Raw genomic sequence first — 25218 nt, 5'->3', positions numbered from 1 at the left:
CAGGCGGGCAGCAAAAAGGGGCGTTGATAACGCCCCTTTTTTGATTCAGCCGGAACCGGCCGGCTTAGCGCCAGTGGTGGTGGCCGTAGCCCCGGCTGTAGCCGAAGTTCAGCGACACGCCTATGGGGGCGTAGTAAGGCGCGTAGTAGGGCCGGGGGTAGTAGGCCGGATAGACCACGGGCTGCACATAGGCCGGCTGCACGTAGACAGGTTCCGGCGCCGGCTGCACATAGGCCTGGGGCTGCTGGGGCGCGGACTGGAAGGTTTGCGGCGCGGGCGCCATGGCCCCGACCGGCGTGACCTGCAGGCGCACGTACTGGCCGGGGTCGTTGGCCATCTGGGTGCTGTACTGCGTGCCCTGGTATTCATAGACCACGTTGTAGTGGCTGGGGCGGTTTTCGTAATAGGTCTGCGTCGTGCATTGCTGCATGTTCTGGACCTGGGTGTTGTTGCCCTCGATGCGGTCGCCGATCATGGCGCCGCCGACCAGGCCTATCACCGTGGCCACCGCACGGCCGCCGCCGTTGCCGATGGCATTGCCGGCCGCGCCGCCGGCCAGGGCGCCCATCAAGGCACCTGCGCCGGAATTGGGGCTTTGCGTGACGACCGGCTGGTTGGTGCACACCTGGCGCGGCACAGCGACCTGCTGCACCACCGGCGTGCTGGAGATCACCCGCGCCAGGATGTCCATGGCGGAGGCGGGCACGGCGGCAAGGCCTGCGGCCGCGGCGATGGTGGAAAGGACGAGTGCTTTTTTCATGTTTGAACCCCTTTTCAGCAAATCGCTGAAGTTGCGCCGCCGGAGGATGCTGCCCGTGGTGTGGGCGACGGCTCTGGCGGCTGGAACGATTTTAGTAAGTCAGAGCCGTTTTGGGGCCTGGAGTTCGGTAAATCGGCTGTAAAGCTCACCGAAGCATGTAAAGCGTGGCCAAACTGGCCCAAAAACGTGAAAAAACACCTATTTGTGTGGCGCGCAAGGCGTGCTGGTTAAATCCGCGCCGCCCAGCCTGCGGCATCAAAACCGACCGTGATGCCCTTGCCCCAGTCCACCACGGGCCGCTTGATGACGCTGGGGTTGGCCAGCATCAGGGCCTGGGCGCCGGCGCTGTCGGCCGCACCGGCTTGCGCCGCCGCGTCCAACTTGCGCCAGGTCGTGCCTTTGCGGTTCAACAGCGTTTCCCAGCCGGCGGCCTGGGCCCAGCGCTGGAGCTGCTCGGGCGGCACGCCCTGTTTTTTGAAATCATGGAACTGGTATTCGACGCCGTTTTCATCGAGCCAGGTCCTGGCCTTTTTGACCGTGTCGCAATTCGGAATGCCGTAAAGAATGATCATGCGAAGATTCTGGCAGATGCCGGGAAGACAGTGCGCCAGCAGGCCAATTGCAGGGCTGGAATAATCAAACGGCGCCGGGCCGTCCGGCAGCCCCTGTTTGCTCCCACCATTTCACGGATCCCTCATTCATGACCGCTGCTTCGGCCACGCCCGTTTCGTCCCCCGCCGTGCTGTACCCGCCCATAGAGCCTTTTCGCACCGGCGTCCTGGAAACCGGCGACGGCCACTCGATCTATTGGGAGCTGTGCGGCAATCCCAAGGGCAAGCCGGCGGTCTTCCTGCACGGCGGCCCGGGCGCCGGCTGCTCGCCCGAGCATCGCCGCCTGTTCGACCCCGAGCGCTACTGCGTGCTGCTGTTTGACCAGCGCGGCTGCGGCCGATCGCGCCCGGCCGCCTCGCTGGACAACAACACGACCTGGCACCTGGTGGCTGACATCGAACGGCTGCGCAGCCTGCTGGGCGTGGAGCGCTGGCTGGTCTTCGGCGGCTCCTGGGGCAGCACGCTGGCGCTGGCCTATGCCGAGGCGCACCCGGCACGGGTGTCTGAGCTCATACTGCGCGGCATTTTCGCGCTGCGGCGCGCAGAGGTGCTGTGGTACTACCAGGAGGGTGCCTCCTGGCTGTTTCCCGACCTGTGGGAGGCTTTTCTTGCGCCCATCCCCGAGGCCGAGCGTGGCGACCTGATGGCCGCCTACCGTAAACGCCTGGTCGGCAGCGACAGGGCGGCGCAACTGGCGGCCGCCCGCGCCTGGAGCCTCTGGGAAGGCCAGACCATCACGCTGCTGCCGGACCCGGCCTTCACGGCGCTGCACGGCGGCGACGACTTCGCGCTGGCTTTCGCGCGCATCGAGAACCATTATTTTGTGCACGCCGGCTGGCTGGAAGAAGGCCAGCTGATACGCGACGCGCATAAGCTGGCCGGCATTCCCGGCGTCATCGTGCAGGGCCGTTACGACGTGGCCACGCCGGCCAAAACCGCCTGGGATTTGCACCGCGCCTGGCCCGAGGCGGATTTCCAGCTGGTCGCCGACGCCGGCCATGCTTTTAACGAGCCCGGCATTCTGCAGCGCCTAGTTGCCGCTACGGATCGCTTCGCTCGCTGAGTCCGGCCAGTGCAGGGGTTTTGACCCCTGCGCGACAATGCTGGTTGTATGCAAAACCTCAAGACTCTCGACGACTGGCTGGCCTACTGCGAGCACCTGCACCCCGTGGGCATAGACATGGGCCTGACGCGCATCAGCGCCGTCGCCCAACGCGTGGGCCTGGCCTTTGACTGCCCCATCATCACGGTGGCCGGCACCAACGGCAAAGGTTCGACCTGCGCCATGCTCGAAGCCATCCTGCTGCAGGCCGGCTACCGCACCGGCGTCTTCACCTCACCGCACCTGGTGCATTTTGAAGAGCGCTGCCGCGTGCGCGGCGACATCGTCAAGGCGGCCGACCTGGTGGCCCAGTTCGCGCGTGTCGAGGCGGCCCGCACGCAGGGCGGCGAGGCGATTTCGCTGACCTATTTTGAATTCACCACGCTGGCCATCCTGCAGCTGCTGGCCGACGCGAAGCTGGACGTGGTGATCCTGGAAGTCGGCCTGGGCGGGCGGCTGGATGCCGTCAACATGCTGGACGCCGACTGCGCGGTGATCACCAGCATAGACCTGGACCACATGGAATACCTGGGCCCCGACCGCGAAAGCATAGGCCGCGAAAAAGCCGGCATCATGCGCGCCGGCAAGCCTGTCATCGTGAGCGACCCCATGCCGCCGCAAAGCATTGTTGACCACGCCGCCACAGTAGGCGCTGACTTGTGGCGCTTCGGCGCCGACTTCAATTTCTCGGGCGACAAGCAGCAATGGGGCTGGGCCGGGCGCGGCCGGCGTTATGCCGGCCTGGCTTACCCGGCGCTGCGCGGCGCCAACCAGCTGGTCAATGCCTCGGGTGTGCTGGCGGCGCTGACGGCGCTGCGCGAGCGCCTGCCGGTGACGGCCCAGGCGGTGCGCAACGGCCTGTCCATGGTCGAGCTGCCCGGCCGTTTCCAGATCGTGCCCGGCCAGCCCACGCTGGTGCTGGACGTGGCGCACAACCCGCATTCGGTGGCCGCGCTGGCCGAAAACCTCGACGCCATGGGTTTTTACCCCTGCACCCATGCGGTGTTCGGCGCCATGGCCGACAAGGACCTGGCCCCCATGCTGGCGCGTGTTTCGCCGCTGATCGACAAGTGGTATTTCACCGATTTGCCGACGCCGCGGGCCGCCACGGCGGCCGATTTGCAGGCTCGCTGGACGGCCGCCAACACCCGGCCCGATGCCACCGCCGGCAGCTACGCCTCCCCCGAAGCGGCGCTGCAGGCGGCGGTCAAGGCCGCAACCCCCGCTGATAGAATTGTCGTGTTCGGCTCGTTCTACACGGTGGGCGGCATTTTGAAGGACGGCGTGCCGCGTCTTTCGGCCCCGCACCTGGCCCCCTGAAGCGGTTTTTGGAGGGCTTTCAGCCCACGCTCACCGCTAACGTCACCCTTATCGGATTCAAGCCACACCATGCCGTTTTTCAACTTCCGCCGGGGCGGCGCCAACACTGCCCCCAATGCCGGGCCAGCCGCTCAACCGGAAAGCGTGGAAGTGATGCGCAAGCGCGCCAAGCACCGGCTGATCGGCTCGGCCGTGCTGGTGCTCATAGGCGTGGTGGGTTTCCCGCTGCTGTTTGACACCCAGCCCCGGCCCATCCCGGTCGACATCCCCATCGAAATTCCCGGCAAGGCCACGGTCAAGCCGCTGACCGTGCCGGCTGCGCCGACCGCCACGGCCCCCGCGCCTGCGCCCACCCCTGCCGCGCCCACCGAAAAGGTGGCCGCCGCCGCCAGCCTGGCGCCCAAGGAAGAAATCCTGCCGTCCAAGCCTGCCGCCGCCGCGTCCGCACCGGCCGTCGCCAAGCCCGAAACCAAACCCGAGCCCAAACCCGAGGCAAAGCCGGCGCCCAAGCCTGAGCCCAAACCGGCCGCCAAGCCCGAACCCAAGCCCGTCGCCAATACCGACGCCGCCCGCGCCAGCGCCTTGCTCAACGGCACCACGCCGCCGGCCGTCAAGCCGGCCGCTGCCGAGGCCGAAGGCCGCCTTGTGGTGCAGGTGGGCGCCTTTGCCGACGTCGCCAAGGCGCGCGAGGCGCGCCTGAAACTCGAAAAAGCCGGGCTGAAAACCTATACGCAGGTCGCGGAAACCAAGGACGGCAAGCGCATACGGGTCCGTGTGGGCCCATTTGCCACCAAGGCCGAGGCGGAAAAAGCGGCCGGAAAAATCAAGGCCCTTGATTTGCCCGCCGCCATCCTGACCTTGTAATGATCCGTGGCGGCTGTTGACTGGATTTTTGGGGGGGTGCTGGTTTTTTCCATGCTGCTGGGCGCATGGCGCGGCTTGGTTTACGAGGTGTTGTCGGTGCTGGGCTGGGTGGTGTCGTTTTTTGCGGCGCAATGGTTTGCGCCCGACCTGGCTGCCCGATTGCCCGTGCAGTCGGCTGCCGACCCGGTGCGTTACGCGGCGGCGTTTGTGCTGATTTTTATCGCCGCGGTGTTCGCGGCGGGGCTGCTGGCGTTTTTGATCAAGAAGCTGGTGGCCGCGGTCGGCCTGGCGCCCGTGGACCGCGTGCTGGGCGCCGCGTTCGGCGTGCTGCGCGGCGTGGTGTTGTTGCTGGCCGCGACCGTGGTGATCGATATGACGGCGCTGAAAACCAGCGACTGGTGGCGGGAATCGAAAGGCGCGCCGGTGCTGGCGGCCACGCTCAAAGCCCTGAAGCCGGTGTTGCCCGAACAGTTTGCGAAATATTTAACCTAACTTTGAAGAGTCAACTCATCATGATCGGAACACCATGTGCGGGATAGTCGGCGTCGTCAGCAAAGCCCCCGTCAACCAGCTCATCTATGACGGCCTGCTGCTGCTGCAGCACCGCGGCCAGGATGCGGCGGGCATCGTCACGCAGCAGGGGCGCAAGTTCTACATGCACAAGGCCAAGGGCATGGTGCGCGACGTGTTCCGCACCCGCAACATGCGCGCGCTGCCGGGCACGGTGGGCCTGGGCCAGGTGCGTTACCCGACGGCCGGCAACGCCTACAGCGAGGACGAGGCCCAGCCTTTTTACGTCAACGCGCCTTTCGGCCTGGTGCTGTCGCACAACGGCAACCTGACCAACGCGGCCGAGCTCAAGGCCGAGCTCTTCAACACCGACCACCGCCACATCAACACCGACAGCGACTCCGAAGTGCTGCTCAACGTGCTGGCGCATGAGCTCGAAAAAACCACGCGCGGCCTGCCGCTCAAGCCCGTCGACGTGTTCGCCGCGGTGCGCGGCGTGCACAAGCGCGTCAAGGGCTCTTACGCCGTCGTCGCGCTGATCGCCGGCCACGGCCTGCTGGCCTTCCGTGACCCCTTCGGCATCCGTCCGCTGTGCATAGGCCGCGGGCAGAACGAGGGCGGCGACACCGTCATGGTGGCCAGCGAATCGGTGGCGCTGGAAGGCACCTCGCACCAGTTCGAGCGCGACATCGCGCCGGGCGAAGCCGTCTACGTGGACATGGAAGGCGTAGTGCATGCCGAGCAGTGCGCGTCCAATGCCAAGCTCAACCCCTGCATCTTTGAATTTGTCTACCTGGCGCGCCCCGACTCGGTGCTGGACGGCATCTCGGTCTACCAGGCCCGCCTGAACCTCGGCGAGACGCTGGCCAAGCGTGTGGTCTCCACCGTGCCGCCCAGCGAGATCGACGTGATCATCCCGATCCCCGAATCCAGCCGCCCCAGCGCCACGCAGTTGGCGCACCTGCTGGGCATTCCCTACCGCGAAGGCTTCGTCAAGAACCGATACGTGGGCCGCACCTTCATCATGCCGGGGCAGGGCGTGCGCAAAAAATCCGTGCGCCAGAAGCTCAACGTGATCGCCAGCGAGTTCAAGGGCCGCAACGTGCTGCTGGTCGACGACTCCATCGTGCGCGGCACCACCAGCCGCGAGATCGTGCAGATGGCGCGCGACGCCGGCGCACGCAAGGTGTATCTGGCCAGCGCCGCGCCGCCCGTGCGTTTCCCCAATGTCTACGGCATTGACATGCCCACGCCGGGTGAGCTTGTGGCCCACGGCCGCAGCATCGAGGAGATCCGTGAGGTCATAGGCTGCGACGCGCTGATCTACCAGGACGTGGACGGCATGAAGCGCGCCATAGGCTCGCTCAACGCCAAGCTCGACGGCTTTGACGCTTCCTGCTTTGACGGCGTCTACATCACGGGCGACGTCACCGCCGAAACCATTGCCGCGATGAACTCGCAGCGTGCCGATGCCGTCGCCGAAGAAGGCGACGTGGATGCGTCCCGCCTGGCGCTGCCCAATCCGCAAGAAGCCTGAGCATGACCAGCAAAAGAAAACTGCCCGACAACTTGCACCGCGACACGCTGGCCGTGCGCGTGGCGCTGGAGCCCAGCCAGCACGGCGAAAACTCCGAGGCGCTGTACCTGACCAGTGGTTTTGTGCAGCCCGATGCCGAGACCTCGGCGCGGCGTTTTGCCGATCCGACCGAGGGCTACACCTACGGCCGCACCTCCAACCCCACGGTCACGAGTTTTGAGCGCCGCCTCGCCGCGCTCGAGGGCACGGAAGCGGCCATAGGCGCCTCCACCGGCATGGGCGCCATCCTCATGATGTGCATGGGCCTGCTCAAGGCCGGCGACCATGTGATCTGCTCGCGCTCCATGTTCGGATCGACCATCGCCCTGATAGGCCGCGAGTTCGGCAAGTTCGGCGTGGAAACCACCTTCGTCTCGCAGACCGACATCCGCGAGTGGAAGGCCGCCCTGCGCCCCGGCACCAAGCTGCTGTTCGCCGAAACGCCGACGAACCCGCTGACGGAAGTGTGCGACATCCGCGCGCTCGCCGACCTGGCGCACAGCGTGGGCGCGTTGCTCGCGGTCGACAACTGCTTTTGCTCGCCGGCCCTGCAGCGGCCGGTGGAGTTCGGCGCCGACCTGATCATGCATTCCGGCACCAAGTACCTGGACGGCCAGGGCCGCGTGATGGCGGGCGCGCTGTGCGGCCCGTCCAAGCTCATCGTCGACGTGTTCGGCCCGATTGTGCGCACCGCCGGCATGACGCTGGCGCCCTTTAACGCCTGGGTCGTGCTCAAGGGGCTGGAGACGCTGGGCATACGCATGCAGGCCCAGAGTGCCAACGCATTGGCCGTCGCGCAGTGGCTGGAAACCCAGCCCGCCGTCAAGCGCGTCTACTACCCGGGCCTGGCCTCGCACCCGCAGCACGAGCTGGCCATGCGCCAGCAGTCGGGGCTGGGCGGCGCGGTGCTGTCCTTCGACGTGCGCGGCGACACACCTGAGGCAGCGCGCGCCAACGCCTTCCAGGTCATCAACAGCACGCAGGTGCTCAGCATCGCCACCAACCTGGGCGACACCAAGACCATCATCAGCCATTCGGCTACCACCTCGCACGGGCGCCTCAGCGAAGAGCAGCGCCAGGCCGCCGGCATAGGCCAGGGCCTGCTGCGCGTGGCCGTCGGGCTGGACCACGTGGACGACATCAAGGCCGACCTTTCCCGCGGCCTGGACCGCATCGCATGACAGTTCAAATGACGCAAAAGACCCGCACCCGCTTCGCCCCTTCACCGACCGGCTTCATCCACCTCGGCAACATCCGCTCCGCGCTCTACCCGTGGGCCTTTGCCCGCGCCACCGGCGGCGACTTCGTCCTGCGCATCGAAGACACCGATGTGGAACGCTCCAGCCAGGAGGCCGTCGACGTGATCATCGAAGGCATGCGCTGGCTGGGCCTGAACCATGACGAGGGCCCCTTCTTCCAGATGCAGCGCATGGACCGCTACAAGGCCGTGCTTGCGCAGATGCGCGCCGACGGCCTGGTCTATCCCTGCTACATGAGCGTGGCCGAGCTTGACGCCCTGCGCGAAAAGCAGATGGCCGCCAAGGAAAAACCGCGCTACGACGGCACCTGGCGCCCCGCGCCCGGCAAGACCCTGCCGCCCGTGCCTGAAGGCGTGCAGCCGGTGCTGCGCTTCATGAACCCGCAGGGCGGCAGCGTGGTCTGGGACGACAAGGTCAAGGGCCGCATCGAGATCAGCAACGACGAACTCGACGACCTGGTCATTGCGCGCCCCGACGGCACGCCGACTTACAACTTCTGCGTGGTGGTCGACGACATCGACATGGGCATGACCCATGTGATACGCGGTGACGACCACGTCAACAACACGCCGCGCCAGATCAACATCTTCAGGGCCCTGGGCAAGGAGCCGCCGGTCTATGCCCATTTGCCGACCGTGCTCAACGAGCAGGGTGAAAAACTCAGCAAGCGCAACGGTGCCAAGCCGGTCACGCAATATGCCGCTGAAGGCTATTTGCCCGACGCCATGGTCAACTACCTGGCGCGCCTGGGCTGGAGCCACGGCGACGATGAAATCTTCAGCCGCGAACAGTTCATCACCTGGTTCAACCTGGACCACCTGGGCAAGAGCGCCGCGCAGTTCGACGAAGCCAAGCTACGCTGGGTCAATGCCCAGCACCTCAAGGCCATGGCCGACGACAAGCTCGCCGAAGCGGTCGTTCCTTTTCTCGCGGCGCAAGGCATCACGGGCCAGGACGCGGCCTGGATCGCGCGCGGCTGCGGCCTGTTCAAGGACCGCTGCAGCACGTTGGTGGAACTGGCCGGCTGGCTGCAGCGCCTGGTCACCGGCGGCCAGCCCGCCGCCGAAGACCTGGCCACGCATGTCACTGAGGCTGTGCGCCCCGCGCTGGCCAAACTGGCCGACGCCCTGGGCAGCGCCGAGTGGAGCAAGCCCGCGATCTCCGCGGCCATCAAACAGGTGCTGGCCGACACCGGCCTGAAGATGCCGCAGCTCGCCATGCCGGTGCGTGTGCTGGTGCTGGGCACGCCGCAAACCCCTTCGCTGGACGCGATTCTGGAGCTCATGAAACGCGAAGATGTGGTGTCCCGACTCAAGCTTGTTTGAAGATTTGAAAAAGCCCGAATTTTCGGGCTATAATTCAAGGCTCGACACAATTGCAGGGCAACTTGCAATGGCTTGAAGGGGGTATAGCTCAGCTGGGAGAGCGCTTGCATGGCATGCAAGAGGTCAGCGGTTCGATCCCGCTTACCTCCACCAAAGTTTGTCGCGAAGAATTTGAGAGTTTGTGCGGTCCTTGTGTCACAGCAGGGCCCGTTCCGGAAGTTCCAAGGTTTTGACCCCATCGTCTAGAGGCCTAGGACATCACCCTTTCACGGTGAGTACCGGGGTTCGAATCCCCGTGGGGTCGCCAGCATTCGTCACGCCTCGCGCGTGATGCCCAAGGCGCAAGTTGACAACCGCCGGTCCGCAAGGGCAGGCGACTTGGCTCGAAAGAGCAAATGTTGTCACTACCAGGAGTGGTAGTTCAGTTGGTTAGAATACCGGCCTGTCACGCCGGGGGTCGCGGGTTCGAGTCCCGTCCACTCCGCCATTATTAGGTTCAGCAAGGTCCTTCAAGGTCCCCTGAAAATCGAAAAGCCCCTCTGAGAAGGGGCTTTTTCGTTTCTGGACGTCCGCTGCAATCCAGGCAGTTCCGGCCATCTATCGGGATAGAGCGGATCAAGATCTCTCTTGGCTTCTCTCAGCCCCATCGACTACCGAGAGAGCCTTGGACTTAGGTCATAAACCAGTCCAAGTTAATGTCTGCACCCCCTTGGGTCAGACTTCAGCGCAATTCAACAGCCATTCAAAGACGTGGAGTGGTGGGCATCGCAAAAAACTTTGCAGACATGCAATGGCCTGGCAGCCAGCAACTCGGCTGCTACGATCAGGTTTGGTCGCGTTACAATTTGACACAACACGGGATTTCAATCCTAACCCCATCTCTCAGGAGCCGCCGTTACATGCACAAAGCGCGCCGATGTACCAGTGACAAGCGCGCTTCCGTTCTGCCCGGCAGATGAACGACATTCCCCAGCCAACCATCCGGAGATTTTTCCCATGCGCTGCTTCCTCGCCCTGACTACCGCCTGCTTCGCACTGGCCGCCCAGGCCGCACCCGACGTCGCCTACCAGAGCCGGGGGCTCAGTTGGGCGCGGCCCAGCACGGCGAAGCCGATCTACGCGGATGCCAAAGTGAGCTACGCGAACGCCGAAGCGCGGTGCGCAGGACTGGGCCCCGGCTGGCGAATCCCATCCCGGGAGGAAATCCGGGCCAACTGGTTCGTGGGTGAGTCCCTTTCGAATGACTATGCGCTGAAGAAGGCCTTGGACCCCGACAACATCGACTCCCTGCGGGTATGGGCCAGCACCAAAGATCGCTACGAAGATGGGCAGCATTGGGCGGAAGGCCTGAGCTACCGTGACAAGGCCGACCGACCCCAAAGCGTCGATCTGAATCACGTCGTTTGCGTGAATGGCACCTCGCAGACCGCGCAGAAAGCTCCCGCCCCGAATTCCGCAGCGTCGGCCAGCAAGGCCGTGCCGCCCAAGCTGACGCTACAGGCCAGCGACTACGGCGAGAAGGTGCGCAAGCACGACGAAAAGGTGCAGAAGAGCCTGGCGGCCACCGAGGCGCGCTCGGTGAAGGAGCAGGCGGAGGCGGACAAGAAGTTCGCCGAGGAGCGGCGCGAGGCCAAGGACCGCGCGGCGGCCAGCTACAAACCGTGCCCTGCAGGCATCACCTGCAACACCTCCAAGTAAACGCGGGCCGCGACGGGGCTTTGCACCTGAGGGGTGAGGGCCGTTCTGGCGCGCTGGCGATGCAGTTCGAATATCAACCCATCAAACAATCGATGAACCACCATAGGGGAACACCAATGATCCAGCGGAGCTGGCTTTTTTTTAGCCTGTTGTTTGCATCACTCAACTCTTTTGGGGCCGACTCACCCAAGATCATCGAGGTTCCAGAAAGCGGCTTTTATCTTGTGAAGGGTGTGAACGTTCGCAACGGCAATTTCGCGATCACCTACAAGACCTTCCAGGGCAATAAGGACACTTCCGCTTTCCCCTTTGAGCGCGTCTATAACTCCCAATCTGAATACAAAGGCGCCTATGGCTTGGGCTGGGGAACCCAGATGGACAATGCCATCACCTTTAACGCCGATGGCAGCTTGTGGATCAAAGAAAATGGCACCGGGGCGACCACTCCCTACGCACTTAAAAAAGACAGCGTCGGACAGGCCTATGGCAGCGAGAAGGCCTTGATGGCACGCTATGCGATCGAAGTCGAAAACCAGGCGCGTATCAAGAAGCGCGAAGCTTATTACTCGGCGGTCAAATCGGGTGCGCTACCTGACCGGGGCCCCGTCGAGCTCAAGCTGGAGTCTTTCGAGCCACCTGCTGACGGGTCCGTCTTTGCCGCTACAACTGCGTTCAAGGGGGATGTGTGCCGCGAGAGCAGTGAAATTCGCCGCCGGGGAAACAACATGATCCGTGTTTTCTCAGGCCAGTGCCCTATCGCCACCGAAACCTACACGCTGCAAGGGGCGTTGGTCGGCGTGGAAAGCCGTGAGGGCTTATCCGGAACAACGTTCAGCGTGACCAGGGATTCTCAAAGCAAGCTGGTGACTTCGGCTACGAACAAGAATGGAGAGCTTACGCGCTTTCAATATGACGCCAAGAATCGCCTGATCAGCCAGGAATTTACCTCTGGCGAATCGCAACGATTTGAATACGACAGTCGTGACAACATGACTGCCATCATCTACCTTGATGACAGCAAGCAGACCATGACCTACGATGAGCAGAGTCGGGTAGTTTCTGTCACGCCGCGTAGAGGGCCAAGCGCGCACTTCGAGTATCTGAAGGATCCCTACGACCCGAATATTTCCCTTACCCGCGTGACGATCACGCAAGACGGGAAAAAGGAAGTCGCGGTTTTCAAACTCCTCAATTGAGGCATCAGAAGCGAGAAAGGCCTGGCCCTAAAAAGCCAGGGTTTCAAGGGCCTCGCAACCCGATCGCACCCAGCCGGAACCGCCAGCTTCCACCAACCAATTGCTTTTGTCCGACATTTAACCGGACGCTGCCGGCGCGACAGCGTCATTTGTTTTTCTGAAGTGTCTGCGTTGCCTTGAGTTCGGCCATCTCTACCCTCAGTTGGTGCAGTTCCAGCTTCAATTGCTGGGTTTCGTAATATTGCGTACTGTACGGATTCGGGTAGAGCAAAGCGCAGATATACAGGGCGCACACGGCGCTTAGCGCAAGACTGAGAACGATCAATACTTTCCACAAACGCGACATGATTTCCCTTTCAGGAAGAGCTGCTTGACGGCAGCAGATAGCCCAAAGTCGTCGATCCCGCATTGGCCAACAAAGACAAGGGAATGTATCAGGTGAGATGCCATGCAGGATTACCGGAATCAGCCGTCCATGCCACCCATCCGAAAAGGGCCTGCAAGTTTCTTGCAGGCCCTTTTCCTTTGGATTTTGCATTTGCCTCGCCACGCCGCTGCTTGCCAAAGTTGCTCAAGGCGGCTTGGGGCAATCAATCCAGCAGAACTGGATGCTGGTATCAAAGGTAACGATACCCATCGAAGCGAAGCCCGCGGCCCGCTTCGGTCATAATGAGAATAATTCCCATCTACGACGCGCGCGCCTGGTCAGCCACCGCCACATCTCGTCTGCCGCTTGGAGGGGTTCGTCTTTTCCCATGGCATTGACCGACCTGTGCTTGAGCGCTATTACCAAGAACTGCTGAACTTCTGTTCCCGCACGCTGCGCAACCGTGATGCCGCGGCCGATATCGTGCAGGAAAGTTATGCGCGCGTGCTGGCGGTGCAGCATTCGGGCCAGGCCGTGCCCGAGCCGCGTGCGCTGCTCTACCGCACGGCGCGCAACCTGCAGGTCGACCAGTACCGCCGCAGCGAAGTGCGCGGCGAGGCGCTGCGCACGGATGCCGAGGCTTCGGCGGCCGAACTCGACAGCCTCGCGGCGCCAGAAGCTTGCGAGCCCGATGCGGCCGCTTCTTCCGCGCAGGGTGTGGATGCCCTGCTGGCCGTCATAGACGCCCTGCCTCTGCGCTGCCGCGAGGCTTTTATCCTGCACAAGTTTGACGGCCTGCCGCATTCCGAAGTGGCGGAGCTGATGGGCATATCGCGAAAAATGGTCGAGCAGCACATCAAGCTGGCCCTGGACGCCTGCAGGCGCTGCCGCGATGCGCTGGACGGAACGCCCACCGCGGCCCCGCTCCCCAAACTCCGAAGAAGAAAACCCGCCCGCGAATGAGCCCTTGCCAACATTCCTGTTTCCCCGGCCTAGGGTTTTGGCGAGCTCGTGCGTCTACATCCAAGAGCCGATAAGCACGCCATGAACATCCCGCCGCCAGCCCACCCGCCAGCCGCACCGTCCACAGAAACCGACGAGGCAGCGCTGGACTGGTTTGTCCGGCGTACCGGCGGATCATTCGATGCGGCTGGCGAGGCCGGCTTCCAGGCCTGGCTTGCTAAGGACAGCGCCCACCGCGCGGCCTTCGCGCGCCACCAGGACGACTGGCGCGCGCTCGACGCATTGCCGGACTCTGGCCTGTGCACGCTGAGGCAAAACCTCGCCGACGACAAGGCAGCCGCTGCGGCCCACGCGCTGCCACGACCGCGCGCCTGGTGGCGTGGGCTTGCCGCCTGGACACCGCAGGCCGCGCTGGCCGCCGTGGCACTCATGGTGTCCTGCGGCAGCTACCTGGCCTGGAACCTCTGGCAGCAGCAAGCCTTGTTCACACAGAGTTTTGCCACCGCGCGCGGCCAGCAACTGGAAGTGACATTGCCTGAAGGCAGCCGCCTGCGGCTGGACACCTTGAGCACCGCCGAGGTGGCGATTTACCGCGGGCGCCGCGAGGTCCGCCTGCCGCAGGGCCAGGCCATGTTCCAGGTCGCGGGCGATGCGGGCCGTCCCTTCGACGTGCTGGCCGGCCCCTTGCGTATCACGGTGGTGGGTACACGCTTTTCGGTGCGCTACACGCCGGGCGTGCCGGGACGGGCGGGCGTGCAGGTCGCCGTGGAAGAGGGGCGGGTGCGCGTGGCGCAGGCCGGGCGCTCCACTGCGAACAGTGCGGCCGTCGAACTCGTCGCCGGCCAGCAAATCGCGAGTGACGTGACGGGGCTGCTGGGCGCCGTCTCCGCCGTTCCCGCCGCCGGCATCGCGCCCTGGCGTGAAAGCCGCGTGAGTTTTGACGACACGCCGCTGGCCCAGGCCCTGGCCGAGTTCGAGCGCTACGGCCCGGCGCACCTCAGCGTCGCAGATCCGGCCGTCGCCGCGCTGCGCGTGACCGGCACCTTCGACCCGCGCCGGCCGGGCAACTTCGCCCGCCTCTTGCCGCAGGTCCTGCCGGTGCGGCTGCGCGAGCAGGGCGGCGAGGCCGAGATCGTTTCCGCCGGCCGTTAAGCGGCTATTAGCACGGGGCAATTCCGCGGCGCAAAAAAACTTTGCGCCCGACCTAGGGTTTCCCAAAGCCCATGCGTCTACTTGAGAAGGATTCTTATTTACACCTTCTCCGGAGATTTGCACGCATGCCTCGTTCCCGCTTCCACCTGCCCCCTTTGGCCCTGGCTTTGGCCCTGGGCAGCACGGTGGTCTATTCCCAAGGTTCCCAAGGCGCGGCCACGCCCATGCAGATCAGCATGGCGGCGCAACCCCTGGCCCAGGCGCTCAACACCCTGGCACAGCAGGCCGGGCTGGAACTCATGGTGCAGCCCGCGCTGGTGGCCGGCAAAACCGCGCCCGCGGTGTCCGGCCGGCTGACGCCGCAGCAGGCGCTGGACCGCCTGCTGGCCGGCAGCGGCCTGGCGGCGGCCATAGACGGCCATGTGTTTGTCGTGAAGGCGGCTTCGGCCGCGACCAGTGCCTCGACCCTGCCGGTGGTGACCGTGACGGCCAGCGCCGAACAGGAAACGGCGACCAGCGGTGGCAACGGTTATGTCGCCAAACGCAGCGCCGCGGGCTCCAAGACCGACACGCCCATCCTCGAGACGCCGCAGTCCATCTCGGTGATTACCAAGCAGCAGCTCGAAGACCAGAAGCCGCGCAGCGTTCCCGAGGCGCTGAACTACTCGCCCGGTGTTTTCACCGGGCTGGTGGGCTCTTCCAACCGCTACGACTACGTGGCCCTGCGCGGCTTCAAGGACAGCAGCGTGGACAGCACCCTGCTCGACGGCCTGCGCATGCTCAGCGACCAGGGCAGCTACACCTCCATGCAGGTCGATCCCTATTTCCTCGAGCGCATCGACGTGGTGCGCGGCCCGGCCTCGGTGCTCTACGGCCGCGCATCGCCGGGCGGCCTGGTGGCGCTGACCAGCATGACGCCGCAGTACCAGCCCTACCGCGAAGTGCAGCTCACTGTCGGCAACCGCAACCGCCGCGAAGCCGCCGTCGATCTTTCCGGCCCCATCGACAAGGATGGCGTGATGGCGTTTCGCCTGACGGCGCTGTCGCGCTCGCTGGACTCGCAGTTCAACACGGTCAAGGAAGAGCGCCAGGCGCTGGCCGCGTCCCTGGCCATCAACCCGTCCACGGACACACGCTTGCTACTGCAGGCCTACCTGCAGGACGACCCCAACGGCAGCTACCACAGCGGCGTGCCGGCAGACGCCAGCCTCAATGCGGGCCACAACGGGCGGCTGATCTCGCGCTATTTCTTTGACGGCGACCCCAGCGTCGAAAAATACCAGCGCAAGCAGAGCTTCCTCGGCTACCAGTTCGAGCATGCCTTTAACGACGCCTGGAAGTTCCGCCAGAACTTCCGCCACGTGCGGGCCGACACCACGCTGCGCCAGATCTACGGCTTTGGTTGGGCCAGCGCCAACGAGCTCACGCGCTACTACTCGGGCGCCAACGAATCCACGCGCGGCAACACCATAGACAACCAGCTCGAAGGCCACTACCAGACCGGCGCGCTCAAACACACCGTGCTGGCCGGGCTGGACTACCAGAAGCGCCGCGTCAGCGGCAGCTGGGAATCGGGCAGCGCGCTGCCCATCAATGTGTTCACGCCGAGCTATGGCGCCCCGGGCCTCGCCGGCGTGACCAGCGACCCGATAGACCGCAAGCTCGAGCAGACCGGCCTTTACCTGCAAAACCAGACCGAGCTGGAGCGCTGGCGCTTTACGCTGGGCGGTCGCATGGACTGGGCCAAGGCCTCCAACCAGTACGGCACCGGCAACCCGGCACAGTGGAGCGGCTCCAAGTTCACCAAGCGCGCGGGCGTGGTTTACCTGTTCGACAACGGCGTCGCGCCCTATGTGGGTTATTCCGACGGCTTCAACCCCAGCCTGCGCAACGACAGGCTGGGCAACAACCTGGCGCCCGCCGAGACCAAACAGCTGGAGGTCGGCGTCCGCTACCAGCCCAAGGACTCCAACACCTTGCTCTCCGCGGCGGTCTACGAGCTGTCGCAAAAAAATGTCGCCACGCGCCCGGTGGGCGCCAGCTATTTCGAACCCACCGGCAAAGTGCGCTCACGCGGCCTGGAGCTGGAGGCCCGCTCGCAGCTGAGCCGAAGCGTCTCGGTGATCGCGAGCTACAGCTACACCGACATGAAGTTCACCGAATCGTCGGACGGCTTCACCGGCAACACGCCCTACCAGGCGCCGCGCCACATGGCAGCGCTCTGGGGCGACTGGAACTTCTCGCCGGGCTACACCGCGGGTGCCGGCGTGCGCTACGTGGGCTCCAGCTGGGTTGACAACGCCAACAGCATGAAGGTGCCGCCCTACACCCTGGTGGACCTGATGCTGCGCGTCGACCTGGCCCAGCTCAACCCTTCGTTCAAGGGGGCCAACCTGCGCCTCGCCGTGAACAACCTTTTTGACAAAAGTTATGTGGCTTCCTGCCTGAGCCAGCAGTACTGCTACTGGGGCGATGCGCGCAGCGCCACCGCGACCGTGACCTACCAGTGGTAGGGCAGTGGTAAAGCACTGTTAGGAAAAGCGGCCGGTGCAGCACCCGGCCGCGGGAATTCTTTTCGACCAACGTGGCGCGCTGACCGGCGTGCCAGTCCATCAGGGAGTTGAGTGCCATGAACAAGAATATCTATGACTTTGTTGCGATAGGGCTGGGGCCGTTTAACCTGAGCCTGGCCTGCCTGGCCGAGCCCATCGCCGGCCTGAACGCGGTTTTCCTGGAGCGCAACGCGGAGTTCAACTGGCATCCCGGGATGCTGATCGACAACACCACGCTGCAAAACCCCTTCCTGGCCGACCTGGTCAGCCTGGCGGACCCGACAAGCCACTTCAGCTTCCTCAACTACTGCAAGGAAGAGGGGAAGATCTACTCCTACTACTTCCGCGAGAGTTTTTACCTCACGCGCGCCGAGTACAACGCCTACTGCCGCTGGGCCGCGGCACGGCTGAGCAAGGCGCGCTTCGAGCACGAGGTGCAGGAGATCGTGCACGACGCCGAGGCCGGCTGTTATGTGGTCACCGGCGTGCAGGGGCCGCAGCGCGAGCCCTTCATCATGCGCTGCCGCAAGCTGGTACTGGGCGTGGGTTCCAAGCCCATGTTCCCCCCCTGCTGCGCGCCGGACGGCCACCGCTACCTGCACACCGCCGACTACATCACCCGCAAGGCCGAGCTGCAGACAAAACGCTCCATCACCATCGTCGGCAGCGGCCAGAGCGCGGCCGAGGTCTACCACGACCTGCTGAAAGAAGCCGAGGCGCACGATTACAGCCTGACCTGGATCACCCGCTCTTCGCGTTTCTTCCAGATGGAGACCACCAAGCTCACGCTGGAAATGTTCTCGCCGGACTACATCGATTACTTCTACCACCTCGACGACCGCAAGAAAGAGCGCGTCATCCGCGCGCAGGATAGCCTCTACAAGGGCGTCAACGCCAGCCTGATCAACCAGATCTACGACCTCTTGGACGACAGGCGCAAGCAGGGGCCGCTGCGCACCCACCTGATCACCAACTGCGAGCTGCAGGGCTGCCGCTACGACGCGGGCCAGGGCTGCTACGAGATCGAATTCCGCCAGCTTGACTGCGAGGCGCGTTATGCGCACCGCAGCGAGGGCCTGGTCTTTGCCACCGGCTACCGCGAGAACATCCCGCCCTTTGTTGACGGCATACGGCACCGCCTGCGCTGGGACGAGCAGGGGCGCTACCGGCTGGCGCGCAACTATGCCGCCGACTTCAACGGCAGCGAGATCTTTGTGCAGAACGCCGGCCAGCACACCCACGGCATGACCAACCAGGACCTGGGGATGAGCTGCTACCGCAATTCCTACATCCTGCGCGAGCTGACCGGCGTCGAGCACTACAAGATAGAGCGGCGCGTCGCGATCCAGGATTTCAGCATCCCGTCCACCGCGGACTTTGTCCTGCTCTGAGGCTTGGGGCGCACAACATGAAACTCAGATCCCACATCATCACCATGACGGTGCTGGCTGTCATCAGCGACGCCATCCTGATCCCGTTTTACCCGCAGTTCTTCAGCGCGCGCTATGGCATCGACAGCCCCGTGCATGTGGGCGCTTACGTGGCGGCGATTTCCATCGCCGTGATGTGCACGCTGCCCTTCTGGGCGCGCGTGGCGCGCCGCGTCGAGCCGCTGCACCTGCTGGTCTACACCCAGTTCGCCGCCGGCACCTTCAGCCTGCTGAGCGACTGGGCGCCCAGCGTGGAGATCTACTGGGCGCTGTCCATGCTGATGTTCATGTGCAAGAGCAGCTATTTGCTGATGTACCCCTACATGATGCGGCTGACCCCCAAGGAAGAGCATGCGGCCACCATAGGCATCCTCTCCGTGGTGGTGCACTTCGGCGCCATCTTCGGCGCGGTGGTCGGCGGCTTTGTGCTGCAGACCTGGGGGCCGCGCGCCAGCATTTTTGCCATGGCGGCCGGCGACTACTTCCAGATGGCGGTCTGCTTCTACCTGATACGCAGTGGCAAGATCATCCGCGTCAACACCGGTGCGCAGGCGCTGGCCGAGGCGACCGAGGCGCGCCGCGTCGGCCTGCTGGCGCGACTGCCGGTGTTGCGGCTGGCGCTCGTGATGCTGATGTTCGACTTCAGCGCCTACCTGATACGCCCCTTCTTCGCGCTGTACTGGCAGAAGATCACCGGCAACGACAGCGAGCTGCTGTCCGGCATGGCTTTTGCCATCCCCGGTGTGGTGGCCATCGCCGCGCTGCGCCTGCACGCCTGGATACGCGCGCGCGGCGGCGAGCTGCCCGACCACACGGTGGGCAACCTGCTGCTGGGCGCCGCTGGCCTGCTGCTGCATGCCGCGCCCGACCCGCTGCTGGTGGTGCTGGGGCGTGTGCTCTACGGCTGGGCTTTCTTCCAGATCATCGTCAAATTGGAAGTCAACCTGTTCCGCCTGTCCACGCCCCAGCGCTATGCGCAGGACTACAGCATCACCAACTTCTTCCAGAACATGGGGGTGCTGCTGTCCTCTTTCGCGGCCGGCGCCATCGTCAATCGCTACGGTCTGCATCTGCCCTTTCTGCTGGCGGCCGGTGGTTTTGTGCTTACCGCGCTACTGGACCGCCTGATTCTCAAGGTGCCCAGCGCCGGGCACATGGACGAAGGCGGTAATGCGGCCAATGCCAACCCCCTGAAGGAGCCTGCCCATGCCAATTGATACGCTGCACCGCCGCGCCGATGCCGAGACCAGGCCTTACCGCGACGAAGCCGGTTTTGTGTTCCGCCCGCTGCGCATACCCGATGACATCCCGACGCTGCACCGCTGGTTCATCCAGCAGCGCGCTGCTTTCTGGCTGATGCAGGACAAAAGCGAAGCCGAGGTCCGCGAGGCCTACCAGCGCATGCTGGATTCCGGCACGGCCACGCCCTATATCGGCTGGGAAGGCGGCAGGCCGGCTTTTCTCGCCGAATGCTACGACCCCGCGCAGGACCGCATCCGGGCCTTTTACGAGGTGCGGCCCGGCGACCTGGGCATGCACATCTTTATCGCGCCGCCCGAGCGGCGCATCGCCGGCTATTCGCGCAGCGTGTTCCATGCACTGATGCGTTTTATGTTCGCCCACCTGGGCGCACGGCGCATCGTCGTCGAGCCCGACGCCAGCAATCACAAGGTCCATGCCTTGAACCGGTCGGCGGGCTTTGCCTACGACCGCGATGTGGTCTTCCCCGAGAAGATCGCCAGCCTCGCCTTTTGCACACGGCGGGATTTTGAACAGGCTACGGCCGCCACCCTAGAGGAAGTCCATTCATGAACGTCACCATCGCCCACCAGACCGCGCACGAGCCGGCCCGCTTTGCCGCCCACCTGACGCCCGAGGCCTGGGCCCAGGCCAACCGTCTGTTGTTGCGCAAGGCCATTGCCGAATACGCCCATGAGCTCATCGTCGAGCCTGAACAGCTGCGCCCGCGCGAAGGCGGCTTCGCGCTCTACCAGCTGTTCTCGGATGACGGCGCCGCCTGCTACCAGTTCGAGGCCAGGCGCCTGGCGCTGCGCCACTGGTTCATCAAATCCGAATCCATCCACAAATACGTGAAAGGTGCCGAGCAGCCGCTGGACGCGCTGCAGTTCATCATCGAATGCCGCCAGCGGCTCGGCATACGCGAGGAGCTGCTGCCGATTTACCTCGACGAGATCAGCAGCACCTTGTTCGGCAGCGCCTACAAGCGCATGAAGGCCGACGCGCCCAGCAGCGCCCAGCTGGCCGACGCCACCGACTTCCAGACGATTGAAGTCGCCATGACCGAAGGCCACCCGGGTTTTGTCGCCAACAACGGCCGGCTGGGCTTTACCGCGGCAGACTACCAGGCCTACGCGCCCGAAGCCGGCTCGCAGATCCGCGTGATCTGGCTGGCCGTGCACAAGGACCATGCGGCTTTTTCCAGCATCTCCACGCTCAGCTACGAACAGCTGCTGGCCGAGGAGCTCGGGCAGGAAACCGTGGACGGTTTTACCCGCGAAGTCGCCGCGCTGGGCGTCAACCCGGCCGACTACCACTTCATGCCGGCCCATCCCTGGCAATGGTTCAACAAGCTGTCCATCGCCTTTGCCGGCTATGTGGCCCAGCGCAAGATCATCTGCCTGGCCTACGGCCGCGACAGCTACATCGCCCAGCAGTCGATTCGCACCTTCTTCAACACCAGCGACCGCAGCAAGCGTTATGTGAAAACCTCGCTGTCCATCCTGAACATGGGCTTTATGCGCGGCCTGTCGCCTTACTACATGTCAGGCACACCGGCCATCAACGAGTTCATCAAGACGCTGGTGGATGGCGACGCTTTCCTGCGCGCCAACGGCTTCACCATCCTGCGCGAAGTCGCGTCCATAGGCTTTCGCAACCACTACTACGAGGCGGCGATACCGCTCGACACGCCTTACAAAAAAATGTTCTCGGCGCTGTGGCGCGAAAGCCCGCTGCCCCTGCTCAAGCCCGGCGAACGCCTGATGACCATGGCTGCGCTGCTGCATGTGGACAAGGACGGCCATGCGCTGCTGCCCGAGCTGATACGCCGCTCCGGCCTGAGTACCAAGGCCTGGCTCAAAAGCTACCTGGCGTCTTACCTGACGCCGCTGCTGCACTGCTTCTACAAACACGACCTCACGTTTATGCCGCACGGCGAGAACCTGATCCTGGTGCTCGACAAACATGTGCCGGTGCGCGCCATCATGAAAGACATCGCCGAGGAATGCGCCATCCTCAACATCGAAGCCAAGGCGAAACTGCCCGAGCGCGTCGAGCGCCTGGCGGTCGACGTGCCCGACCACTTCAAGCTGCTGGGCATTTTTATCGACGTGTTCGACGGCGTGCTGCGCCACATCAACCAGGTGCTGGTCGAAAACGCCTGCTGCAGCGAAGACGACTTCTGGCGCGCGGTGGCCGACTGCGTTTGCGACTACGAGGACGCCCATCCCGAGATGGCCGCCAAGTTCGCGCACTACGACATGTTTGTGCCCGAGTTCCTGCATTCCTGCCTGAACCGCCTGCAGCTGGGCAACAACGTGCAGATGGTCAACCTGGCCGATCCCGCGTCCAGCCTCAAGATGGCCGGCAACCTCGTCAACCCGATCGCCGGCATGCGCCGCCGCACCGCGGCCCGGCTTGTGGCGGAAGCCGCGGTGGAAAGCGTCGCATGAGTTTTGACATGCGGCCAGGGGATTTGGTGCACGAGGCTGCACCGATGCCGGCATGGGCCTGTGCGCCCGACGCCGACCTTGCCCGCGTGTTGCAACTGGCGGCGAGCCTGGCACCCGCGCTCCGCGGAGAGCAGGGCGGGGCGGCGGCGCCCGGCGCGCTGCGCTATGACGGCTCGGTAGCGGCGGCAGCCCCTTTGCAGGCGCTGTGCCGCCATTGGGCGGTGTCCTACCCCGAGGCCGGCGCCCACTATGTGGCGCTGCGCTGCTGGGGGCTGGCGATCTGGCAGCCGGTCTACCTCGGTGTGATCGCCACCCACCTGGACAGCCATGTGCCTGTGCTGGCCGGCCTCACGCAGCCCTTGGTGGACGGATTCCCCAGCGGTTTCCAATTGCCGGTGCATGCACCCATGAAAGCCGAGTCGCTGGCTTCACGCATGCGGCTGGCGGCCGGGGAGTTGCGCAGCTTGTGTGATGCCACGCGCGCGGCGCTGATGCCGCTGGTGGCCCTGCATGGCCGCGCCGCCGACCGGCTGCAGGCCGAGTGTGTGCTGGGTGCGCTGCTGCTGGTGCATCGCAGCAGCCCCGGTCTTTTTGAGGACGCCAAGGTCGCCGCGCTGGGAGAGGTGTGGCTGGCGCAGCTGGGCATCAGCGGCGGCTGCGGCATGTTTGCCTACCGGGCACGCGACGGGACGCTCCTGCTGGCTCTGGACCGCAAGGTCTGCTGCCACGACTTTCGCCGCCATGACGGCGAGAAGTGCAGCACCTGCCCCAAGCTCCCGCTCGACAAGCGTATCGCCCGATTGCTGGCCGATCCTTCGTAGTCCGGGTCATTGATTCCGCGATGCGGCTGTGCCTTGTTCAAGGCCGGTATGCCTCGCCACGCCCTGGAGAGTTCCATGAACGATATCGCACGCCTGGTGCATCTCATGCCGGCGGCTCCGCAACTGCCCGTCAGCGCTTACTTCGACGAAGCCTTGTTCGCGCAAGAACAGGCCCTGATCTTCAACAAGGCCGCCCGCTACATAGGCCATGAAAAAGCCGTGCCCCAGGTCGGCGATTGGCATCGCCTCGCGCAGGAAGACGGCGGCCGCGTGCTGGTGCGCAACCCGCAGGGTGTGGAGCTACTGTCCAATGTCTGCCGGCACCGCCAGGCGCTGATCCTGGGCGGCGAGACCGGCAACGTCAGCGGGCCGGCCAATTCCAAAGGCAATCTCGCGGCGGCTGGCGGTCACATCGTCTGCCCCTTGCACCGCTGGACTTACAACAGCAGCGGCGAGCTGCTGGGTGCGCCGCAGTTCGAGCAAAAGCCCTGCAAAAACCTGCAGCGCTTTCCGCTGCGCAACTGCCACGGCCTGCTGTTTGAAGGTCCGCGCGACCCGGCGCGGGACATGGCGCCGCTGTTTGAAAGGCCGGAGTTCGATTTTTCGGACTATGTGCTGGCCCACGTCGAAGTGCACCCCTGCCACTACAACTGGAAAACCTTTATCGAGGTCTACCTGGAGGACTACCATGTCGCGCCTTTCCACCCCGGCCTGGGCAGCTTTGTCAGCTGTGACCAGCTGAGCTGGGATTTTGCCGACTGGTACAGCATGCAGCGCGTCGGCGTGCACGAGTCCTTGAGCACGCCCGGCTCCGACATCTACAGCACATGGCATGAGCGCCTGCTGCAATACCGCACCGGCACGCCGCCCGACTTCGGCGCGGTCTGGGTCACTTACTTCCCCACGCACATGATCGAGCTGTATCCGCATGTGCTGGTGCTGTCCACGCTCTACCCCAAGAGCCCGCAGGAGACGGTCAACGTGGTCGAGTTTTATTACCCCGAAGAGATCGCCGCCTTCGAGCCCGAGTTCATGGCAGCGCACCGCGCCGCCTACATGGAAACCGCCAGGGAAGACGACGAGATCGGCGAACGCATGGACGCCGGCCGGCGCGCGCTGCTGGCGCGCGGCGTCTCGGACACCGGGCCTTACCAGTCGCCGCTGGAAGACGGCATGCGGCATTTCCACGAGTGGTACCGGCGCACCATGGGGGCAGACTGCCCGGCTTGATGCCGCGGGCTTGAAGCCGGAGGGCCACCGGCCCCACAATGCGGCCATGCGCAAACATTTCTCCGAAACCACGGGCCCGCAGCGGCTCACCCTGGGCCTGGTGACCGGATTGATCGTGGCGGCCTTGCCGCTGCCCCTGGGCTGGCAGTTCTGCGGTCTGCTGGGCTGGTGCGCCGGCATCAGCGTTTACCTGGGCCTGGCCTGGTGGCTGTGCGTGCGCTTTGACGCCAAACGCACACGCGAACGCGCCCAGGCGCAGGACGAGCCCAGCGTCGTGCTGTTTTTACTGATGCTGCTGGCCACCATGGCCTGCGTCGCGGCCATCACGCTCGTGATGCAGCAGGCCAAAAACCTCTCAGGCATGGAACGCACCTTCCAGATCGTGCTCTCCGTCGCGGCACTGGCCGCTTCCTGGCTGTTCATGCAGACGATTTACGCGTTTCGTTATGCGCACCGCTATTACCAGGAAGAAAAACTCAACGAACCCGACGGCCCCGGCCTGCAGTTCCCTGGCGGGCTGGACCCGGATTATTTCGACTTCCTGTACTACGCCCACGTGGTCGGCATGACCTCGCAGGTCTCCGACGTGCAGGTCACCTCGCGCGAGATGCGCCGCCTCACGCTGGTGCACAGCGTGCTGTCCTTCGGCTTCAATATGCTGATTTTGGCTCTCAGCATCAATGTGGTGGCGGGGGCGTTGCAGTAGGGCCCGCTGAGCCGTCGCGGGATACTTGACGGCCTGTGCGCGCTGAGGGTTTCTGCATCTTTGCTTGACCGCCCGCGCTTCGT

Annotated in this window: 22 protein-coding genes and 3 tRNA genes; 22 read left to right on the top strand and 3 right to left on the bottom strand. The window is 64.5% G+C overall.

Features of this window, described 5'->3' with window-relative positions; translation table 11 throughout:
• Positions 1 to 64 precede the first annotated feature (64 nt).
• Complete coding sequence (locus BLQ85_RS07605; protein ID WP_074575696.1) at positions 65 to 760, bottom strand: glycine zipper 2TM domain-containing protein; 696 nt, start codon at positions 758 to 760, stop codon at positions 65 to 67.
• Positions 761 to 987: 227 nt separating this feature from the next.
• Complete coding sequence (locus tag BLQ85_RS07600) at positions 988 to 1332, bottom strand: ArsC family reductase (RefSeq protein WP_074575695.1); 345 nt, start codon at positions 1330 to 1332, stop codon at positions 988 to 990.
• Positions 1333 to 1502: 170 nt separating this feature from the next.
• Here BLQ85_RS07600 and pip point away from each other — a divergent pair, with 170 nt between their 5' ends.
• The 12 genes from pip to BLQ85_RS07540 all read left to right on the top strand — a co-directional run bounded on the left by pip (position 1503) and on the right by BLQ85_RS07540 (position 12222).
• Positions 1503 to 2435, top strand: coding sequence for a prolyl aminopeptidase (gene pip, locus BLQ85_RS07595; protein ID WP_074575868.1), 933 nt, complete (start codon positions 1503 to 1505; stop codon positions 2433 to 2435).
• Positions 2436 to 2483: 48 nt separating this feature from the next.
• A complete protein-coding gene (gene folC / locus BLQ85_RS07590; protein ID WP_074575694.1) occupies positions 2484 to 3794 on the top strand; it encodes a bifunctional tetrahydrofolate synthase/dihydrofolate synthase in 1311 nt (436 codons plus the stop codon).
• A gap of 69 nt (positions 3795 to 3863) precedes the next feature.
• Positions 3864 to 4658, top strand: a complete 795-nt coding sequence (locus BLQ85_RS07585; RefSeq protein WP_074575693.1) for an SPOR domain-containing protein — start codon at positions 3864 to 3866, stop codon at positions 4656 to 4658.
• A gap of 6 nt (positions 4659 to 4664) precedes the next feature.
• Positions 4665 to 5150 carry a CvpA family protein gene (locus BLQ85_RS07580; RefSeq protein WP_074575692.1) on the top strand — a complete coding sequence of 162 codons (486 nt, stop codon included), beginning with the start codon at positions 4665 to 4667 and terminating at the stop codon, positions 5148 to 5150.
• 34 nt (positions 5151 to 5184) lie between these two features.
• Positions 5185 to 6705 carry an amidophosphoribosyltransferase gene (purF, locus tag BLQ85_RS07575; RefSeq protein ID WP_074575691.1) on the top strand — a complete coding sequence of 507 codons (1521 nt, stop codon included), beginning with the start codon at positions 5185 to 5187 and terminating at the stop codon, positions 6703 to 6705.
• 2 nt (positions 6706 to 6707) lie between these two features.
• The gene (locus BLQ85_RS07570) at positions 6708 to 7925 is read left to right on the top strand and encodes an O-succinylhomoserine sulfhydrylase (protein WP_074575690.1); all 1218 of its coding nucleotides are present in this window, start codon (positions 6708 to 6710) and stop codon (positions 7923 to 7925) included.
• Between the two features lie 8 nt (positions 7926 to 7933).
• Positions 7934 to 9328, top strand: a complete 1395-nt coding sequence (gene gltX, locus BLQ85_RS07565) for a glutamate--tRNA ligase (RefSeq protein WP_139200914.1) — start codon at positions 7934 to 7936, stop codon at positions 9326 to 9328.
• A 77-nt stretch (positions 9329 to 9405) separates the two neighbouring features.
• Positions 9406 to 9481, top strand: a tRNA-Ala gene (locus BLQ85_RS07560).
• A 78-nt stretch (positions 9482 to 9559) separates the two neighbouring features.
• Positions 9560 to 9635: transfer RNA gene (locus BLQ85_RS07555), tRNA-Glu, on the top strand.
• A 103-nt stretch (positions 9636 to 9738) separates the two neighbouring features.
• Positions 9739 to 9815, top strand: a tRNA-Asp gene (locus BLQ85_RS07550).
• A 509-nt stretch (positions 9816 to 10324) separates the two neighbouring features.
• Positions 10325 to 11026, top strand: a complete 702-nt coding sequence (locus tag BLQ85_RS07545; RefSeq protein WP_074575688.1) for a hypothetical protein — start codon at positions 10325 to 10327, stop codon at positions 11024 to 11026.
• A gap of 59 nt (positions 11027 to 11085) precedes the next feature.
• Positions 11086 to 12222 (top strand): RHS repeat domain-containing protein, encoded by a 1137-nt coding sequence (locus BLQ85_RS07540; protein ID WP_083336770.1) that lies wholly within the window; start codon positions 11086 to 11088, stop codon positions 12220 to 12222.
• Between the two features lie 145 nt (positions 12223 to 12367).
• On the opposite strand, the gene BLQ85_RS24195 is transcribed toward BLQ85_RS07540, so the two are convergent.
• Positions 12368 to 12760 (bottom strand): hypothetical protein, encoded by a 393-nt coding sequence (locus tag BLQ85_RS24195; RefSeq protein WP_139200913.1) that lies wholly within the window; start codon positions 12758 to 12760, stop codon positions 12368 to 12370.
• Between the two features lie 234 nt (positions 12761 to 12994).
• Here BLQ85_RS24195 and BLQ85_RS07530 point away from each other — a divergent pair, with 234 nt between their 5' ends.
• The 10 genes from BLQ85_RS07530 to BLQ85_RS07485 all read left to right on the top strand — a co-directional run bounded on the left by BLQ85_RS07530 (position 12995) and on the right by BLQ85_RS07485 (position 25135).
• A complete protein-coding gene (locus BLQ85_RS07530; protein ID WP_074575685.1) occupies positions 12995 to 13552 on the top strand; it encodes a sigma-70 family RNA polymerase sigma factor in 558 nt (185 codons plus the stop codon).
• Positions 13553 to 13633: 81 nt separating this feature from the next.
• Positions 13634 to 14704, top strand: coding sequence for a FecR family protein (locus BLQ85_RS07525; RefSeq protein ID WP_074575684.1), 1071 nt, complete (start codon positions 13634 to 13636; stop codon positions 14702 to 14704).
• A gap of 125 nt (positions 14705 to 14829) precedes the next feature.
• The gene (locus BLQ85_RS07520) at positions 14830 to 17217 is read left to right on the top strand and encodes a TonB-dependent siderophore receptor (protein ID WP_083336769.1); all 2388 of its coding nucleotides are present in this window, start codon (positions 14830 to 14832) and stop codon (positions 17215 to 17217) included.
• A 116-nt stretch (positions 17218 to 17333) separates the two neighbouring features.
• Positions 17334 to 18647: a lysine N(6)-hydroxylase/L-ornithine N(5)-oxygenase family protein gene (locus tag BLQ85_RS07515; protein WP_074575682.1), complete on the top strand. Its 1314-nt coding sequence runs from the start codon at positions 17334 to 17336 to the stop codon at positions 18645 to 18647.
• A 17-nt stretch (positions 18648 to 18664) separates the two neighbouring features.
• Positions 18665 to 19903: an MFS transporter gene (locus BLQ85_RS07510; RefSeq protein ID WP_074575681.1), complete on the top strand. Its 1239-nt coding sequence runs from the start codon at positions 18665 to 18667 to the stop codon at positions 19901 to 19903.
• A complete protein-coding gene (locus BLQ85_RS07505; RefSeq protein ID WP_074575680.1) occupies positions 19893 to 20498 on the top strand; it encodes a GNAT family N-acetyltransferase in 606 nt (201 codons plus the stop codon). Before BLQ85_RS07510 ends, BLQ85_RS07505 begins: the two co-directional genes overlap by 11 nt.
• Complete coding sequence (locus BLQ85_RS07500; RefSeq protein WP_074575679.1) at positions 20495 to 22378, top strand: IucA/IucC family protein; 1884 nt, start codon at positions 20495 to 20497, stop codon at positions 22376 to 22378. The genes BLQ85_RS07505 and BLQ85_RS07500 overlap by 4 nt, the downstream gene beginning before the upstream one ends.
• Positions 22375 to 23199 carry a siderophore ferric iron reductase gene (locus BLQ85_RS07495; protein WP_074575678.1) on the top strand — a complete coding sequence of 275 codons (825 nt, stop codon included), beginning with the start codon at positions 22375 to 22377 and terminating at the stop codon, positions 23197 to 23199. Before BLQ85_RS07500 ends, BLQ85_RS07495 begins: the two co-directional genes overlap by 4 nt.
• 75 nt (positions 23200 to 23274) lie before the next feature.
• Positions 23275 to 24429, top strand: coding sequence for an aromatic ring-hydroxylating oxygenase subunit alpha (locus tag BLQ85_RS07490; RefSeq protein ID WP_074575867.1), 1155 nt, complete (start codon positions 23275 to 23277; stop codon positions 24427 to 24429).
• A 46-nt stretch (positions 24430 to 24475) separates the two neighbouring features.
• Positions 24476 to 25135: a DUF1345 domain-containing protein gene (locus BLQ85_RS07485; RefSeq protein WP_074575866.1), complete on the top strand. Its 660-nt coding sequence runs from the start codon at positions 24476 to 24478 to the stop codon at positions 25133 to 25135.
• Positions 25136 to 25218 lie beyond the last annotated feature (83 nt).

It is taken from the genome of Polaromonas sp. JS666 (assembly GCF_900103405.1).
Classification (GTDB): domain Bacteria; phylum Pseudomonadota; class Gammaproteobacteria; order Burkholderiales; family Burkholderiaceae_C; genus Polaromonas.
Note: the sequence above shows the minus strand (reverse complement) of the source record. Positions and strands in the feature narration are given on the sequence as shown.